The following is a 17,835-nucleotide window of genomic DNA, read 5'->3' as shown; positions in this document are numbered from 1 at the left end:
CACTCATTTCGCGGCATACTCCTGCACTAATTGCGCAGCTTTTAAACACTGTTTCATATTCGTGACAGTCAGTAACTAATACGCTACAACAAATTTATATCCAAGACATAAAAACACATGAAATGAGTGCCTAAAAACTATATTCTTCGGCGCAATTATTATGATAAATAATGGATACACACACATGACAACATCTCAAGGTGCAACGCTTTCAAATGCACCAACACAAGACGCACACACGTCTAAATCAAAATGGAACCTGCATGATACGCAGTGGACACTGAGCCTTTTTGGCACCGCAGTAGGTGCAGGTATTTTATTTTTACCGATTAACATTGGTATTGGTGGTTTTTGGCCGCTGATTATTATGGCGTGTTTAGCCTTTCCGATGACCTTTTTAGCCCACCGTGGCTTGGCGCGTTTTGTATTATCGTCAAAAAATAAAGAGGCTGATTTTACCGATGTGGTAGAAGAGCACTTTGGCGTAAATGCGGGTCGACTGATCTCCTTGTTATACTTTTTATCAATTTTTCCTATTTTGCTTATTTACGGTGTGGGTTTAACCAATACGGTAGACAGCTTTATGGTCAATCAGCTAGGGATGGAGTCGCCGTCACGCGTTGCGTTATCGGGTATCTTAGTTGCGCTGATGATTGGCTTAATGATGGGCGGTGAGCGCTTAATGCTGCGCGCCTTTGCTATTTTAGTGTATCCGTTAGTGGGTATATTATTCTTTTTATCGCTGTATTTAATCCCAAGCTGGCAAATGCCGGATACAAGTTTGCCTGAGCTAGGCAGCTTTAGTAAAACACTTTGGTTATCAATTCCTATTATTGTATTTTCGTTTAGCCATGCAGCGGCTATTTCAAGCTTTGTTAATAAACAACGCAGCCACTACGGTGAACTGGCAACGTCTAAGTCAGAAGCGATTTTAAAGCGCACTAGTTTATTACTGATCACCTTTGTTTTGTTATTTGTGTTCTCATGTGTGCTATCACTTACCGGTGAACAAATGGCAGAAGCTAAAGCGGCAAACGTTTCTGTTTTGTCTTACTTAGCTAATATTACAGAAAACTCATTCATTGCAACGCTGGGACCTTTGGTTGCCTTTATTGCGATAATGTCGTCGTTTTTAGGTCACTTTTTAGGGGCGCGCGAAAGCTTTACCGGATTAGTAACTAAACACTCAAGCATGAGCCCTAAAGTGGCTGACAAAGTGGGTGCGGTACTGATGTTTTTTGCTATTTGGTTCTGCGCGGTTAAAAACCCAAGCATACTAGATATGATGGATCAGTTATCGGGCCCAATCATTGCGATGATTTTATTCATTATGCCAATGATTGCGGTTTACAAAGTACCTAGCTTACAAAAATACCGTAACCGTTTAAGTACCTTATTTGTACTGGCGGTCGGTTCGTTAGCCGTGTGTGCGTTACTGTACAGCATGCTTAGCTAAACGTTTTGACTCTAAAAAGCCCAGTATTTTGCTGGGCTTTTTTGTGCCTGCGGTTTATCGCAAATGATTTTTTTATCGTATTGCTTGTGAGATGTTAGCTTATATATTCGCCTAAAAATAAGCCAACTATGCAAAACAATAAATGCGTTTTTTTATTAGCCTTTATACTCATACTTCTTAGCCCTGTAATTAAAGCCGCTGAGTCCCCGACTATTTTATCAATGAAAAACAGGGCCGCGTTTATCGATAGCATTACCGAAAAACGCATCAATACGTTATTACCCACATTAATGCAGCAACACAATATAGATATGTGGCTAATGATAAGCCGCGAATATAATGAAGATCCGATATTAAAAACCATGCTGCCAGCAACGTGGTTGTCGGCAAGACGCACCACCATTTTAGTGCTAGCACGCAATGCCTCAGGGGCTGTAGATGCTTTTGCTATTGCGCCTTATAAAATAGGGAATGTGTTTAAAAAGGCATGGGACAAGCAAGCCCAGCCCAATCAGTGGCTTGCCCTTAATGAGCTTATTGAGCAATACCAACCGCGAAATATTGCTCTCAATACATCTACAGACTGGGCACACGCTGATGGCTTAGTGCTTGGCGATTACACCACTTTAATGGCCAACTTACCTGCGACATATAAAAATAAAATAACCTCAGCCGAGCCGCTGGCTGTTGCATGGTTAGAGCAACGCATTCCAGAAGAAGTGGACATGTACAAACACATTGTTGCTATTGCTCATTCTATTATTGCTGAGGGCTTTTCAAATAAAGTAATTACGGTGGGCAAAACAACCAGCGACGACTTAGTATGGTGGTTTAGAGAGCGCGTAAGGGAGCTTAAACTGCAAACGTGGTTTCACCCAAGTATTGCAATACAACGCGCCGACAGTAAATCGTTCCACCACGAAGACAGTTTTACCAATGGCTATGCCGACAATGTTATTCAAGCTGGCGATTTACTGCATGTTGATTTTGGTATTACGTATTTACGCCTAAATACCGACACTCAACAACATGCGTATGTTTTAAAACCAGGCGAGACAAAAGCCCCAGATTACCTTGTTGATGCGTTAAAAAAGGGTAATAAGCTACAGGACATTTTTACGGCTGAATTTACAGCTGGGAAAACGGGTAATCAGGTATTAAAAGCCGCCCGCGAAAAAGCCATTGCACAAGGTTTAAAACCCACTATTTATACGCACCCGCTTGGCTATCATGGCCATGCAGCTGGCACGACATTAGGCATGTGGGATTCACAGCAAGGTGTGCCGGGTGATGGCGATTACCCACTGCATTTAAATACCGCTTATTCTATTGAGCTTAACAATGCGGTGTTTATAAAGCCGTGGAATAAAGAAATAAGAATAATGCTAGAAGAAGACGCCCTATTTGATAAAACCGGTGTGTGGTATCTAAATGGCCGACAAACCGAGTTATTACTGATTAAGTAGCATTAAACAACACATACAAAAATGGCGCTCAGTGAGCGCCATTTTTTATTTAATGCGTTGCTATTATTCTGTATCTGGCAGATTACGACCATAGAATATTTCTTGCATTTCACGTGTTAGTTTTGAGCGAATCTCTTCTTCTTCGTCATCTGACAAATCATCAGTAGATAAACCAAATAAATACGTATTTAAATCGGTTTCTTTTAACATCATTTTGGTATGAAACAGGTTTTCTTGATACACGTTCACGTCCATCATTTGGTACGCTTCTTTAGTATCTTCTGTCATGAAGTTTTGAATCGAGTTAATTGCATGGTCAATGTAATGTTTAACGCCGTTAATATCGCGGGTAAAGCCACGTACACGGTAGTCAATTGTAACCACATCTGACTCAAGGCTATGGATTAAGAAGTTTAACGCTTTAAGTGGCGAAATAATGCCACAGGTTGATACTTCAATATCAGCACGGAAAGTACAAATACCATCATCAGGGTGTGCTTCAGGGTACGTGTGAACACAAATGTGGCTTTTATCAAGGTGTGCAACCACTGAGTCAGGTAACGGCCCTGGTGCTTCGTCAGCATCATAATTTTGCTGCTCTTCTACCGGCTCTTCTGAAACCAAAATAGTTACGCTGGCACCTTGTGGCTCGTAATCTTGACGTGCAATATTTAAAATATTGGCACCAATAATATCAACCACATCACCTAAAATGTCGGTTAGTCTATCTGCACTATACTGCTCATCGATATATTCTATATATTCTTTACGTTGTTGCTCTGTTTTTGCATAGCAAATATCGTAAATACTAAAGCTTAGGCTTTTAGTTAAATTATTAAAGCCATGAAGTTTAAGTTTATCGAAGGGTTTGTTCATATAAACCAACCTATAAATTAGTGAAATCTGCACCTGCAGAATGAAAAGTTCGCGGATTTTATACGAATTTTACTCACGGAAAAAGCGTTATTTTCCCTGATCTTGAACAACTTCATGGCTGTGGGTAATTTCTACTGTTTTATCAAGCATTAATGCAACTGAACAATACTTTTCTGCCGAAAGCGAAACCGCTCTTTCTAGGTGCTTTTCAGACACATTATTACCGGTTACAACAAAGTGTAAATTAATTTTGGTGAACACGCGCGGGGCTGTTTCTGCTCGTTCAGCGGTTAACTGCACATCTACTGATGAGAACTCTTGCTTAGTTTTTTTTAAAATACTCACCACATCAACCGATGAACAACCACCAACCGACATCAATACCATTTCCATTGGGCTAGGTGCTGCTCCGTCACTGCCCGCATCAAACACGACATTATGATTACTGCTAGAGCGACCGATGTAAGTATTACCTTCAACCCATTTTACATTTGCTTGCATTGTTTTATCTCAATAATTTATATTCATTACACGCAGACACTCGCGCGCATTTAAAATTAAATAGCGAATAAAGCGTGGTTTTAAAGGGGGAAATATTAACTAATAGCGTTATCAAATAAGTTTTTGACTAGCCCTGCAAACTCATCAATAAAAGCATGCTGTTCGACTGTGACGGTGTGAGAAGTCACACTGCTGAGTACTTCTTGTAAGTCGTAAACAATGCCATCAACTTCGCGTACAATTTGACTACGCTGCTCTGTAGATAGATCGGGGTGTTGTTGACAAATGCGTATGACATTTTCGGCAATTACATCTTCAATTAACTCAATAACCGTTGGTGCACCTGGCTTTATTTCACCTGGTTTTTCAAACAACGCTAAGTTCTGAGTTAGGTACATTATTAAGTCATCGTACCCTTGCCTGTTTAAAACCATTGTCTACTTACCTCAAAAATACTGGTTGCTTAATTTAAGCAGAAAGCACTGATAATTGCTAGCTTTGTGAGATTGCAGTACAAAAAAAGCAGCTGAAGCTGCTTTTTTAGTGATTTATTACTAGTTTAAAAAATCGATTAATCGATTTTTAAACCTGGGCTTAGTGTTGCTGGCATGGTTACTTTTTCAAGTTCCACAGACGCAACAGGGTATGCACAGTAGTCAGCGGCATAATAAGCGCTTGCTCTGTGGTTACCTGAGGCACCAATACCGCCAAACGGCGCTGCACTTGATGCACCGGTAATAGGACGGTTCCAGTTAACAATCCCCGCACGGATACGACGTAAGAAATGATCGTAATCGGCTTGGTTATCACTTAGTAAGCCTGCTGATAAACCAAAGCTCGTGTCGTTTGCTTTATCAATTGCTTGGTCAAAGTCATCAAAACGGAATACTTTTAGAAGCGGACCAAAATGCTCTTCATCTGGGAAGTCATTGATATTTGTACACTCAATAATACCCGGTGTAACAAAACCAGTGTTTGCTGTGTGCTCAAGTTCAACCAGCACTTCGCCACCCATGGCCTTTAACTCATCTTGTGCTTTAACCATTCCAGCGGCAGCGGCCGTTGAAATCATAGAGCCCATAAATGGTTGGTCAGCATCGTCATAATTACCAACTTTGATTGCTTTAGTGGCTGTAATTAGGCGTGCTAAAATTTCATCGCCTTTAGCACCTGTTGGTAAAAACAATTTACGCGCACACGTACAGCGTTGGCCGCTTGAGATAAACGCAGATTGCACAATATCGTGCACAACAGCAAGCGTATCTTCTGCATCTTTAACGATTAGCGGATTATTACCACCCATTTCAAGCGCTAAAATCTTACCTGGTTGACCTGCGAACTGTTCATGTAAAATATGACCCGTACGAGAAGAACCTGTAAAGAATAAACCATCAATGCCTTTGTGTGACGCCAATGCTTTACCTGTTTCAACCTCACCTTGTACAAGGTTAATAACCCCTGCTGGTAAACCGGCTTTTTCCCATAGTTTAAGGGTTAGCTCAGCCACCATAGGTGTTAGTTCAGAGGGTTTAAATACCACGGTATTACCAGCTAAAAGTGCAGGTACAATGTGGCCATTTGGTAAATGCCCAGGGAAGTTATAAGGACCAAATACAGCAACAACACCGTGTGGCTTATGGCGGATCATCGCACGGCCTTGCGGCATCGCGTTTTCAACGTCGCCGGTACGCTCTAAAAATGCTTTTTCAGCAATGGCAATTTTTCCGACCATGGCACCCGCTTCAGTACGCGTTTCCCAAAGTGGCTTACCTGTTTCTTGAGCTATTGCCACAGCCAACTCTTCGCTATGCTCTTTTAACGTTGCAGCAAAGGTTTTTACAATTTCTAAGCGCTCAGCAAAGCTTTTATCAGCCCAGCTATAAAATGCTTCACGCGCAGAGGCTACGGCGCTATCTACTTGCTCAGCGCTTGCAGCTGATGCCTGCCATATAACATCGTTATTTGCAGGGTTAACTGAGTTAAATTCGGTGCCTTGGCCTGGTGACCATTGACCATTAATAAATTGTGCAGGATGAGTCATATACTTTCTCCTAAATTAAACTGGGGTAGCCGTAACAAAATCGCCCGATTTCAAATGTAATGCATCAGCAAGTTCTTGCGTAAGCACTAGGCTGTTTGATCGCTCATCAAATGCCATTGGCGCTACTGTTGCTCTAAAGTCTTCAAGTTTGTCATTGGCTAACAACACCATGGTATCGCCTGTCATTTCGCCAATTTCAACGCTAAAGTTTTGTGCATTGCGAATTGTCGCAATGTTATCTACTTTTGCTTCAACGGTTGGGCCCGCATCAAAAATGTCAACGTAACCATTAAAAGTAAAACCTTCACTTTTTAATAGTTGAATTGCAGGGCGCGTATTGTCATGCACTTGACCTATAACCGCTTGCGCGTCTTTACTCAATAAGTTGACGTAAATTGGGTATTTAGGCATAAGCTCAGCAATAAATACTTTTTGCCCTATTCCCGTCAGATAATCTGCCGTTGGGAAGTCCATAGAGAAAAAGTGCTCTTCAAGCCACTGCCAAAATGGGCTACTACCGTTTTCGTCAGATACACCGCGCATTTCTGCAATAACGGTTTGTGCAAAGCGTTGTTGATGCTGTTTTATAAACATAAAACGTGCTTTTGAAAGCAGCTTACCGTTACAATTTTTACGATAGCCGTTTTTTAAAAACAGTGTGCACAGCTCTGTCGCCCCAGTGTAGTCATTACAAAGGGTGAGAATATCTACCGCTTTATACACATCTAGCGTGCGCGAAGAGTGAATCACTTTACTCAAATGATAATGATAAAATGCGTCATCTAAGCCAACTGCGGCTTCAATACCTGAAGTACCGACTACTTCACCAGTTTCAGTATCTTCAAGAACAAATAAGTAACCCTCATCACCTGGTTGTGATGTCGTTTTTGTAAATGAGTTAACTGAATGCGCTATCTTCTTTTGTAATAACTCTTCATTATTAGGCAAAGAAGTAAAGCCATGTCCCGACTCGTCGGCGATGGTTACTAAAGCTGCATAATCACTTTTTTGGATTGGGCGAAGGATCATCATGAATCCGCTTACTCCCTTATATATAACGGTAAATAGGAACTGCAAGGCAAACTACGTTTGCCCCTAAAGAAGTTGAATTAGCAATTACGCATTTACAACGTGGGCTACTGCTTTTTCAAAGCGTGCCATACCTTCGCGAATATCCGCTTCTGGTATTACTAAAGAAGGTGTGAAACGAACCACATCAGCACCAGCAACCAATGACATTAAGCCATGCTCAGTACCGGCAACTAAAAACTCTTTTGCACGGCCTTTGTATTGCTCGTTTACCACAGCACCAATTAATAAACCTTGGCCACGAATTTCACTAAATACGTTGTACTTGTCGTTAATGGCATTTAATAGCTCAGTAAATAACGCCGACTTTGCTTTAACGCCTGCTAAAACTTCTGGGTTATTTACAGTATCAAATGCAGCTTCTGCAACCGCACACGCTAGTGGATTACCACCGTAAGTAGAACCATGAGTACCTACTTTGAGGTGCTGTGCAATTTCAGTGGTTGTTAGCATAGCGCCAATTGGGAAACCGCCACCGAGAGCTTTTGCTGAGGTTAAAATATCAGGCACTACGTTTAAACCTTGGTATGCGTATAGCTCACCTGTACGGCCAACACCTGATTGTACTTCATCAAAAATAAGCAGTGCGTTGTGTTTAGTACATAAATCGCGAACGCCCTGTGCAAATTCGTCAGTTGGCGAAATGATACCGCCTTCACCTTGAATTGGCTCCATCATTACCGCACAGGTGTTATCGCTGATCAGTGCTTCAAATGCGGCAAGGTCATTGTAATCACAATGAACAATGTCGCCTGGCTTAGGACCAAACCCATCTGAATAGGCTGCTTGACCGCCTACAGTAACGGTGAAGAATGTACGGCCATGGAAACCTTTATTAAAGGCGATGATTTGCGATTTTTCTGCGCCAAATTTATCAAGCGCAAAACGACGCGCTAACTTAAGTGCCGCTTCGTTTGCTTCTGCGCCTGAGTTTGCAAAGTAAACTTTTTCAGCAAATGTCGCATCAACCATTTTTTTAGCTAGGCGAAGTGCCGGCTCGTTGGTCATTACATTTGATAAATGCCAAATTTTTTCGCCTTGCTCTTTTAATGCGCCCACTAATGCAGGATGGCAATGGCCAAGACAGTTAACGGCAATACCACCAGCAAAGTCGATAAACTCTCGTCCTTGTTGATCCCATACACGAGAGCCTTCGCCTCGAACAGGAATTACGCTTGAAGGTGCGTAGTTAGGAACCATTACGTGATCAAATAATTCGCGATTGACTGTCATTTTATTTCCTCTTAATTGTGTGCATCACAAAGCAGTAGAATAGGGGTGTGATTATTGTTAATAACCAAATGTGCCGGCAAAAATTAATAACTGTATATTTGCCTGAAACTACGTTGTGGTTCAATTTTCAGGCGCTCATTATTTCAGAAATTTAGGGGGATGTCTCTTCAAAAACTTTCATGTACCCCTTTAAAATAAAGGGCTTAAGATATTATTTCATAGATAGTGAATAACTATTTGAGAGCTAATTATGATGTGCATTTACCTTAGTGAGCGCCTCTACAACGAAAAAAGCATGGCGCTTATAAATCAACTACACATGAATAAGTAGAATTAAAGTGAATGAATAGTCGCAAAAAAATTAACAGATTTAATCAATTTGAAGTGCCAAATTAGTAAAATTACCTGTTTTTAGGGTATCTAACTCTTTTTTAGTGAACTGATAATAGCTAAACCAGCTTTGTAATTCATCGTCTTCAATCAGCTGGTGCTCTTTTAAATTTAAATATTGAGAATAACAGCGAGCCTTTAAAATCACTTGCGATAATGGCAATAAACTATCGCCCTTTTCAACCCCATTCACTAACTGCTGCATAACACTGTTAAAGGGCAAATATTTGAACGACATGGTTTCTATGACCTTGGCGCTGACAAGCAGTGATTTTTCGTGTAGCAGTGTTGTTAAAAATAACGGATCTGGTTTTAGCTCTAATAACGCGGTGTGTAGGTTTTTATCACCTTCTTCACGAGCACGCAGTACTTTGCGCTGCCATACCTGATCAAACACTTTTAGGTATAAGCGCACTAAAGCAATTTGCCCTACATTAAGTAACATGCCCAATGTAAACGCATGCATTGGGTTTACCCCGTTAAGCTGGGCAAGCGTTTGCGCTGCAATGGCACACGACATGGTGTTGTCTTTTAACCTGCGTTTTAATAACGTGAATGGTTCTGTGCTGTGTGGCATCCAATGACGCACAGCAAAGGTAGGCACTACCAGCTGTAAATTATCTAACCCTACATAACGCAATGCTAATGCAGGCGAGTCTACTTTTACTGAGGTGGTTTTACTGCGCTGCTTACGATAAAAGGGTAAATTAACTAAGGTAACCAGCTCTCGCCCCAACCAACTTAAATCGTTAATTAGCGGCTCTAAACGGCCAACCGAGGCGGCGCGAGTAGCCAGTATATCGAGTATGGCGCACACGTTATCTTCTATGCCAATGGTGTCTTTAATCACAAAATCGATGTCTTCAAGACGTTTAGCAATCACGCTTTCAATAACGGTATGGAGTTTTTGACTGGTTTTAGCCTGTAACTTTTGATGTGAAGAGCTTTTTTGTTGGCGCTTTTGCTGCGCAGCTACTTCTACTTCTAATAAGGTGCGTTTTTTAACGGGTTTGCCGTCATTAAGATCTAAGGTATGAATAAAGCCAATTTGCTGATTGGCAAAACTATGACCCAGTAGCAAATCATGCGCTCGTTGGTTTAGCACATTAACAATACGCTGTTGCTGCAATATGTCGGTCATAAGCTCTATCTTAGGGCAAAAAGTAAATAGCTTGCAGGTATAAGCCTAGAAGCGCGTTAAAAAGTTATCAAGTAAAGCTAAGCCCTGCTCGGTCAAAATCGCTTCAGGGTGAAATTGCACACCTTCAAGTGCGAGCTCGTTATGTAATAATCCCATAATTTCATCACGCTGCCCAGCGATGCTTTGAGTCCATGCTGTTACTTCTAACTCCTTTGGCAATGAGTGCGCTTCAACAATTAATGAATGGTAGCGGCACACCGTAAATGGATTAGGTAGGCCTTTAAACATGCCTTGGTGCTGATGATAAATAGGCGATGTTTTTCCATGCATAACCTGTTTAGCTCGCACTACTTTACCACCTAGCACTTGAGCAATGGTTTGGTGCCCCAAACAAATACCTAATATAGGATAAACTCCTTTAAACTGCTCTACCACAGATAACGACACTCCCGCTTCAGTCGGGTTTTTAGGCCCTGGAGAAATCACAATATGATCTGGGTTTAACTGTTTGATCTCACTCAGCGTTATTTGGTCGTTACGTTTTACCAACACGTCTTGATCTAAGCGCTGAAAATACTGTACCAAGTTATAGGTGAACGAGTCGTAGTTATCGATCATTAAAAGCATGTAATAAAGTACTCAAAGTAATTAGGGCCTGTCGCAGGCATATTCTAACTGAAGCCTTTGCAGGTGTCAGTGTTTTGCAGCCCAGCAAACATAAATAGACACACTAACAACCAATAACGGTTGATTTATTTTAGATCAGCCCAAGCTCTGTTGTATGGGGACACCCCAAGTCACTGATCATTTTTATATAACGTGACGTGCATTATGCAACAGCCATTTAAGGAGTAACCTATGTTAGGCGAAGACCATTCATTAACTAAAGATTTTCCTGATTACACGCAAACTATTGCAAAACTTAATGCAAACGATGAAAACTTTGCAACCAAAGCAAAACAATACAATGAAATCGATAAAGAAATTCGAGTACTTGAGCTACAAGACTCACCCATAGATGACGAAGCCATGCAGCAGTTAAAACACGACAGAATGGTATTAAAAGATTGGCTACATCAACAATTAACGGATGCTAATTAATTGTTGTTATTTGGCGCCTATTAAATTGTAGGCGCCAGAATTGAGTGTTCACCTCCCTCTCCTACCTTTCGCTCATCTATAATTTTAACCATTATGGTGCAAAAGCATTGCTATTCGTTTAGCTTAAAGACAAGCTGTCTTTATCTAAATTAAACAACACTATTTTTTATGTCTAAATACATACTCTCGATTGACCAAGGAACGACAAGCTCTCGAGCTATTTTATACACTAAAGATGCCGAGGTTTTTGACACGGCTCAACAAACCTTCCCTCAACACTTTGTGAAAAATGGTTGGGTTGAACATGACCCTGTAGATATTTGGCAAACCGTATTAAGCAGCGTTAAAAACGTATTATCGCAGCAACAAGTCACTGCCGCCGACATTATTGCCATTGGCATTGCTAACCAACGAGAAACCACCTTAGTGTGGAATAAAAAAACCGGGCAACCTATCTACAATGCGATTGTGTGGCAAGACCGACGTACCAGTGACTATTGCGATAATTTACGTCATGCTGGGCATACACAAATGGTGAATGATAAAACCGGTTTAGTGCTCGATCCTTACTTTTCTGCAACCAAAATTCGTTGGATTTTAGATAACGTCAAAGGCGCTAAAGAGCAAGCACACGCAGGTGAACTGGCGTTTGGTACGGTAGACTCCTACTTACTATGGCAATTAACCGATGGTAAAGTACACAAAACCGATGCTACCAATGCCTCTCGTACATTACTGTTTAACATTCACCAGCAATGCTGGGATGAAGAGTTACTGGCTTTATTTAATATTCCAGCGTCGATGCTACCTGAGGTAATGGACTCAGCGGCTGACTTTGGGGTGACTGCAAGCGAGCTATTTGGTGGTGAAATTCCAATTTGCGGTATAGCAGGCGATCAACAAGCCGCCTTAATTGGTCAAGCTTGTTTTGAAGAAGGAATGGCAAAAAGTACTTACGGAACGGGCTGCTTTTTAATGCTTAACACTGGTGATAAAGCACTAAAATCAAATAATCGTTTATTAACCACTCTTGCGTATCGGCTCAACGGCAAACCCACCTATGCGATTGAAGGCAGTATTTTTATGGCTGGTGCCACCATGCAGTGGATAGTAGAAGGCTTAAAGTTATTAGAAAACGCGGGAGAAAGTGAAGCCCTCGTCAAAGATGTTCCCTTGGATCATGGGGTATTCTTGGTTCCCTCGTTTACAGGCTTAGGTGCGCCCTATTGGGATGCAAATGCCCGAGGCGCAATTTTGGGCCTAACCCGAGACTCAGGCATTAGCACTATTGTTGCAGCTGCCTTGCAGTCGGTGGGTTATCAAACCAAAGATTTACAAAAAGCCATGGAAGGTGACGGACTCCGCCCTAGTATTCTAAGAGTTGATGGCGGCATGGCAAACAATAATTGGGCAATGGCGTTTTTAGCCAATATTTTAGGCGCAAGCGTTGAGCGCCCCACTCTAACCGAAACCACTTCGTTAGGGGTTGCTTACTTAGCCGGTTTGCAAACTGGGGTGTATGAATCAACTGCGCAGCTTGCCAGCATGTGGAAAAGCGATCGTCGCTTTGAACCAACCATGAGCAGTGAAGAGCGCAACGATTTATACGCAAAGTGGCTACATTGCATTGCACAAGTTAGACTTTCTAATAGCAATGACGGCGAGAGTGAGTAAAATCTATGAGCGCACACGACAACGAATATGACTTACTCATTATTGGCGGCGGTATTAATGGCGCTGGCATTGCTGCCGATGCCAGTGGTCGCGGTTTAAAAGTATTATTGTGTGAGCAAAACGATTTAGCCTCAGCCACCTCCTCTAATAGCAGCAAGCTTATTCATGGCGGGCTACGCTATTTAGAGAATTATCAATTTAGATTGGTAAGAGAGGCATTACGTGAACGTGAAGTGCTATTAAAAAAAGCGCCGCATATTATGTGGCCGCTTTCTTTTAGGCTACCGCACCAAGCACACTTACGTCCTTCTTGGATGATTCGTGTGGGGTTATTTATTTACGATCACCTAGCAAAACGTGACACCTTACCTGCCTCAAAAACGATTGAATTTGACACCAATAGTATACTTAACAACAGTATAACCCATGGCTTTGAATACGCTGATGGGTGGGTTGATGACGCGCGTTTAGTGATTTTAAACGCCCAAGCGGCTCATAATTTAGGCGCCACCATTGCAACACGCACCCGCTGCATTAAAGCAACGCGTAACGCAGATTATTGGGATGTGATTTTAGAGCAGCAAGCCAGCAAGCAGCACCTAAATATAAAGGCAAAAAGTGTTGTAAATGCCGCAGGCCCATGGGTCGCGTCATTATTTGAAGATGTATTTACCCAGCCCACACCGCACACTATTCGCCTTGTGAAAGGCAGTCATATTGTAGTGCCCCGACTCCACGATGAGCCAGTTGCCTATATTTTACAAAATGAAGATAACCGCATTGTATTTGTCATTCCTTATGAGCAAGATTACTCACTGATTGGCACCACTGATGAAGAGTACACCGGCGATATTGCTGATGTAAAAATTAGTGAGCAAGAAATACAGTATCTCATCAGTATCACTAACCATTACTTTAAAAACACAATAAGCGCGGCCGATATTGTGCACAGCTTTAGTGGGGTGCGGCCACTATTAGATGACAAATCAACAGATGCTCAAGCGGTGACCCGTGATTACAAGCTGATATTAAGCAACGACACCGATCATGCCGCTTTATTAAGTGTGTTTGGCGGTAAAATTACTACCTATCGAAAGCTTGCAGAAAATGCCGTCAATAAATTAGTGCCTTTTTACCCAAAGATGAGTGGCTCGTGGACGAAAGATGCCCCTTTACCAGGCGGCGACTTTAGTAACCAAACATACCTTATCGCTCAGTTAGAAAGTAGCTACCCTTGGCTGGCAATCGACACCTTAAAACGTATGGTTCGCAGCTATGGCACGCTTAGTTATCAATTACTGGGGAACAGCCAAGCAATCGGCGATTTAGGTTATCACTTTGGTCATGGTCTGTATGCGCAAGAAGTTGATTACTTAGTAAACCATGAATGGGCAAGAACCAGCGCAGATATACTTTGGCGACGAACAAAGCTTGGGCTGCGCTTTTCAGAAAAACAAGTCATTGCCTTGGGGCAATATTTAACTAAACATCCAGCTTGTCATAGTTAAGCTGCGATTAACTAACTGCTACAAGGTGCTGTGTTAATGCGGCTTTTTCATCAGTCGAAAGTGGTTGCTTTGTTTTACTAACAAAGTCATAACGTACCATCACCGTTTTACCAATAGCGCAGCACTTATCTTGCTGCCATGCTTCTTGGCGGATCACAAATGAACTATTGCCAATTTGCTCTATGCTGGTATTAATTGTCACCTCATGGGCATAAAATAGTTCGCCAACAAACGACACTTCAACTTTAGCAATGATTAACTTCCAGTTGTGTGGATTTAGATCTGGCGTAAAAAATTTAAAAATAGGTACTCGGGCCGCTTCAAACCATACGGGGAGTACGGTATTGTTGATGTGTCCGAGTGCATCCGTTTCGCTAAAACGCGGCATCACTTTTTCAGTAAACATAATAATCCAATAATAATTAAACAGGTAACTCATGACGGACTTTATCCGCGTGTATGACAACGCGCTCAGTAATGAATTTTGCGATAACTTTATCACTACCTTTTCTCAAAGCCCGCATATTAAACAAGGGATGACATCGGGCGGTGTTGATCTTAATAAAAAAGATAGCCACGACTTATACTTAAACAATCATCCTGAATACGCAGAACAATTAAAACATATTCAACAAACCACTGCACAGTATGTTTTCAACTACATTGAAGAACATATTTTTATGATGATTGGGGCATTTGGTTTAAAGGTATATCACCCAAAAACAGGACAACCGGTTGATTTAACTCACGCCAACTATGACGAGGTAGGTAAACCACAACTCCCCTTATTGGTGCAGCAAATTTTTAGACTCGGTAATATTCAAGCGCAAAAATACGAAGTAAATAAAGGCGGTTATCCGTATTGGCACAGTGAGGTGTATCCGCAGCTACAGCATAATGAAGCACTGCATCGGGTGTTGTTATTTATGTTTTATTTAAATGATGTTGAAGAAGGCGGAGAAACCGAGTTTTATTATCAAAATCGTAAAATAGCCCCTAAAAAAGGCAGTATGGTGGTTGCCCCAGGCTACTTTACCCATACACATAGAGGCAATAAGCCAGTATCAAACGATAAGTATATTTTAACCTCATGGGTTTTGTTTAATCGAGCAGAGCAAATTTATGGAACGCCACAAAGCTAAAGCGGTCAGCGGTCAGCGGTCAGCGGTCAGCGGTCAGCGGTCAGCGGTCAGCGGTCAGCGGTCAGCGGTCAGCGGTCAGCGGTCAGCGGTCAGCGGTCAAAAATTAACTAACTGCTGACTACTGTCAAGTATTTGCACTTTAATAAACAATAATTAAAGTGCAGATTTGCATTAAACTGAAAGCTGACGGCTTATAGCTGACAGCTTCAAATCAGCTCATCAAACAAATTAAAGAGCGTGTCCATTTCTTCTAGGGTGTTGTAGTGCATACAACCAATGCGAACTACGCCGCCCTTATCAAGCACACCCAGTTGTTTGCATAAACCTTGGGCGTAAAAATTACCATCCCATACGCATACATGTTGTTTACCCAAAAATTCAGACACTTGGCGAGGCTCTAACCCTTCAAAGGTCAGTGCGAACGTAGGGGTACGCTCACTCAAACGCTCTAAATCGTCTATACCAAACAACTTAATTTTTGGGTAGTTAACTAGACGCGTTAAAAAGTATTCACTCAATGCCATTTCATGTTGTTTTGTTTTAGCAAACGCAACACGTAATTTTTCTCGGCGTGAGTGACTGTCATCAAGTTCGCTAATCGCCGCTATGTAATCAACCGCCGCAATAAAGCCTGCAAGTGCCTCAAAACTTTGTGTGCCGGTTTCCCAGCGACCTGGTGCAACATCTTTTGCTGGCTCTACTTTATAAGGTGTAAACCCTTCTAAGTGCTCAGTTTTACCATAAACCATGCCTAAGTGCGGGCCAAAAAACTTATATGCAGAACAAGCTAAAAAGTCGCAATCTAACGCTTGTACATCAATCAGTTCATGTGGCGCATAATGCACCGCATCAACATACACCAACGCACCCACATTATGAGCAAGCTCTATAATACGTTTAATGTCGTTAATAGATCCCGTGGTGTTTGAGGCATACGTAACGGCAACTAATTTAGTATTACTGTTTAATAGGCTTTCAAAATGCGCCATATCTAAACTGCAGTCGGCTTCATTAACCAGTGCAGTATTAACCACAACGCCCTTATCTTCAGCGGCTTGCTGCCAAGACGATACATTTGAAAAATGATCAGCATTGGTCACTATAATTTCATCACCTGCTTGCCAATTGCGTGAAATTGCTCGGCTAAAGCTAAATGTTAGGCTAGTCATATTAGGGCCAAACACAATATTTTGTGCACTGGGCGCATTTAACAAATCAGCCGCCGCTTGACGCGCATTCGCCATCAGCTCAACCGTTTTGTCACTTGAGAAAAACGCACCGCCCAAGTTTGAATTGTAATGCCCTAAATAAGCGGTCATGGCACTGAGTACCGACTGGGGTACTTGTGAGCCACCTGGCCCATCTAAAAACACCGGTGACTTGCCATCAACAGTTTGCATTAAAGCAGGAAATTGCGCGCGCAATTGCATTAAATTCATTTTATTTCTCTTAAGCAGTTAGTACAAAGCAATCCAGGTAACCTGGTTTGTTAGCATCAATTTTGTTCATTGGCGTGGCGTTATGCCATACCTGACGGTCATTAATTAGTGCAAACATGCCGTCTTTTATTTCCATTTTAAAACACGGTTCAGCTTGTTGGTTTTCATAAACCAATAGCTCACCACCTTCTAAATTTTCATGAGAAACACCACATACACACACATGGTCAAACCCATCTTGATGCACACCTTCTGGAGCTGCTGGCGTATCGCTATCAATGGCAAGCATTCTAAATTGGTGAATTTCAATATCACGCTCTGCGTCAATGCCGGTGATCGCTGCAAATTCGCTAACAATGCTTTTCATACCCTCAGACTCAAGCAAGCTTTGCTCTAAGTTTTCGTAAGTACGCTCAACATTACCTTGAAAGGTATTAATTGAATCGTCTTGCACAAACGCTTTGGTCGCTTGAAGATTAAGCTCACCATTTTGTAATTTAACCACTGAATAACGGCGTTTACGAAACGCACCATCTGCATAAGGATTTGCAGGTAAGTTATCAAAAGAAGGCTTAACCAAATCAATATTGGCTTGGTTAATAAAACGAAGTTGCAGTAAATTCTGGTTGTTTAATGCGGTCATAAAATCCTGCTTATAATAATGATAATATTGTCGAGGATTTTAATGCATATAGAGAGGATTTTTTGCTTTATTAACCATATCAATGACGACATTTAACGAAAGTTAATACAATCATGTAACGAATTAAGCATTATC

General features: G+C 41.7%; 17 protein-coding genes. 6 read left to right on the top strand and 11 right to left on the bottom strand.

Annotated features, from left to right (window positions below):
- Positions 1-184: 184 nt before the first annotated feature.
- The gene (locus tag BM380_RS15210; protein ID WP_058154035.1) at positions 185-1,456 is read left to right on the top strand and encodes an aromatic amino acid transport family protein; all 1,272 of its coding nucleotides are present in this window, start codon (positions 185-187) and stop codon (positions 1,454-1,456) included.
- Positions 1,457-1,584: 128 nt separating this feature from the next.
- Positions 1,585-2,922: a M24 family metallopeptidase gene (locus tag BM380_RS15205; protein ID WP_064663601.1), complete on the top strand. Its 1,338-nt coding sequence runs from the start codon at positions 1,585-1,587 to the stop codon at positions 2,920-2,922.
- A 63-nt stretch (positions 2,923-2,985) separates the two neighbouring features.
- Here BM380_RS15205 and speD read toward each other — a convergent pair whose 3' ends face one another.
- The 8 genes from speD to BM380_RS15165 form a co-directional block, all read right to left on the bottom strand.
- The gene (gene speD, locus BM380_RS15200; protein WP_013463831.1) at positions 2,986-3,798 is read right to left on the bottom strand and encodes an adenosylmethionine decarboxylase; all 813 of its coding nucleotides are present in this window, start codon (positions 3,796-3,798) and stop codon (positions 2,986-2,988) included.
- Between the two features lie 87 nt (positions 3,799-3,885).
- A complete protein-coding gene (locus BM380_RS15195; protein ID WP_028835943.1) occupies positions 3,886-4,299 on the bottom strand; it encodes an OsmC family protein in 414 nt (137 codons plus the stop codon).
- Between the two features lie 95 nt (positions 4,300-4,394).
- Positions 4,395-4,733, bottom strand: a complete 339-nt coding sequence (locus BM380_RS15190) for a DUF3802 family protein (RefSeq protein ID WP_013463829.1) — start codon at positions 4,731-4,733, stop codon at positions 4,395-4,397.
- A gap of 137 nt (positions 4,734-4,870) precedes the next feature.
- A complete protein-coding gene (gene astD, locus BM380_RS15185) occupies positions 4,871-6,340 on the bottom strand; it encodes a succinylglutamate-semialdehyde dehydrogenase (RefSeq protein ID WP_090495059.1) in 1,470 nt (489 codons plus the stop codon).
- Positions 6,341-6,355: 15 nt separating this feature from the next.
- Positions 6,356-7,372: an arginine N-succinyltransferase gene (gene astA, locus BM380_RS15180; protein ID WP_028835942.1), complete on the bottom strand. Its 1,017-nt coding sequence runs from the start codon at positions 7,370-7,372 to the stop codon at positions 6,356-6,358.
- Positions 7,373-7,456: 84 nt separating this feature from the next.
- On the bottom strand, positions 7,457-8,662 hold the full coding sequence (locus tag BM380_RS15175) for an aspartate aminotransferase family protein (protein ID WP_013463826.1): 1,206 nt from the start codon (positions 8,660-8,662) through the stop codon (positions 7,457-7,459).
- A 370-nt stretch (positions 8,663-9,032) separates the two neighbouring features.
- Positions 9,033-10,193: an HDOD domain-containing protein gene (locus tag BM380_RS15170; RefSeq protein WP_028835941.1), complete on the bottom strand. Its 1,161-nt coding sequence runs from the start codon at positions 10,191-10,193 to the stop codon at positions 9,033-9,035.
- 45 nt (positions 10,194-10,238) lie between these two features.
- Positions 10,239-10,820, bottom strand: coding sequence for an anthranilate synthase component II (locus BM380_RS15165; RefSeq protein WP_090495057.1), 582 nt, complete (start codon positions 10,818-10,820; stop codon positions 10,239-10,241).
- Between the two features lie 231 nt (positions 10,821-11,051).
- Between BM380_RS15165 and BM380_RS15160 the strand changes: the two genes are divergently transcribed.
- From BM380_RS15160 to glpD, 3 genes are all read left to right on the top strand, one after another.
- Entirely contained in the window at positions 11,052-11,294 is a 243-nt protein-coding gene (locus BM380_RS15160; RefSeq protein ID WP_013463823.1) for an HP1242/YdcH family protein, read from the top strand.
- Between the two features lie 168 nt (positions 11,295-11,462).
- Entirely contained in the window at positions 11,463-12,968 is a 1,506-nt protein-coding gene (gene glpK / locus BM380_RS15155; protein WP_090495056.1) for a glycerol kinase GlpK, read from the top strand.
- Between the two features lie 5 nt (positions 12,969-12,973).
- The gene (gene glpD / locus BM380_RS15150; protein WP_090495055.1) at positions 12,974-14,476 is read left to right on the top strand and encodes a glycerol-3-phosphate dehydrogenase; all 1,503 of its coding nucleotides are present in this window, start codon (positions 12,974-12,976) and stop codon (positions 14,474-14,476) included.
- A gap of 7 nt (positions 14,477-14,483) precedes the next feature.
- On the opposite strand, the gene BM380_RS15145 is transcribed toward glpD, so the two are convergent.
- On the bottom strand, positions 14,484-14,882 hold the full coding sequence (locus tag BM380_RS15145) for an acyl-CoA thioesterase (RefSeq protein ID WP_024602231.1): 399 nt from the start codon (positions 14,880-14,882) through the stop codon (positions 14,484-14,486).
- A gap of 31 nt (positions 14,883-14,913) precedes the next feature.
- Here BM380_RS15145 and BM380_RS15140 point away from each other — a divergent pair, with 31 nt between their 5' ends.
- Complete coding sequence (locus BM380_RS15140; protein ID WP_024602232.1) at positions 14,914-15,618, top strand: 2OG-Fe(II) oxygenase; 705 nt, start codon at positions 14,914-14,916, stop codon at positions 15,616-15,618.
- Between the two features lie 206 nt (positions 15,619-15,824).
- On the opposite strand, the gene BM380_RS15135 is transcribed toward BM380_RS15140, so the two are convergent.
- Together BM380_RS15135 and BM380_RS15130 are read right to left on the bottom strand one after the other, a co-directional pair.
- Complete coding sequence (locus tag BM380_RS15135) at positions 15,825-17,057, bottom strand: cysteine desulfurase-like protein (protein ID WP_090495053.1); 1,233 nt, start codon at positions 17,055-17,057, stop codon at positions 15,825-15,827.
- Between the two features lie 10 nt (positions 17,058-17,067).
- Positions 17,068-17,700: a 2OG-Fe dioxygenase family protein gene (locus BM380_RS15130; protein WP_013463817.1), complete on the bottom strand. Its 633-nt coding sequence runs from the start codon at positions 17,698-17,700 to the stop codon at positions 17,068-17,070.
- Positions 17,701-17,835 lie beyond the last annotated feature (135 nt).

Origin of the sequence: Pseudoalteromonas sp. DSM 26666 (assembly GCF_900116475.1) — a bacterium.
Lineage (GTDB): Bacteria > Pseudomonadota > Gammaproteobacteria > Enterobacterales > Alteromonadaceae > Pseudoalteromonas > Pseudoalteromonas tetraodonis.
The sequence above is the reverse complement of the archived record's forward strand: the minus strand, read 5'-3'. Positions and strand labels throughout refer to the sequence as shown.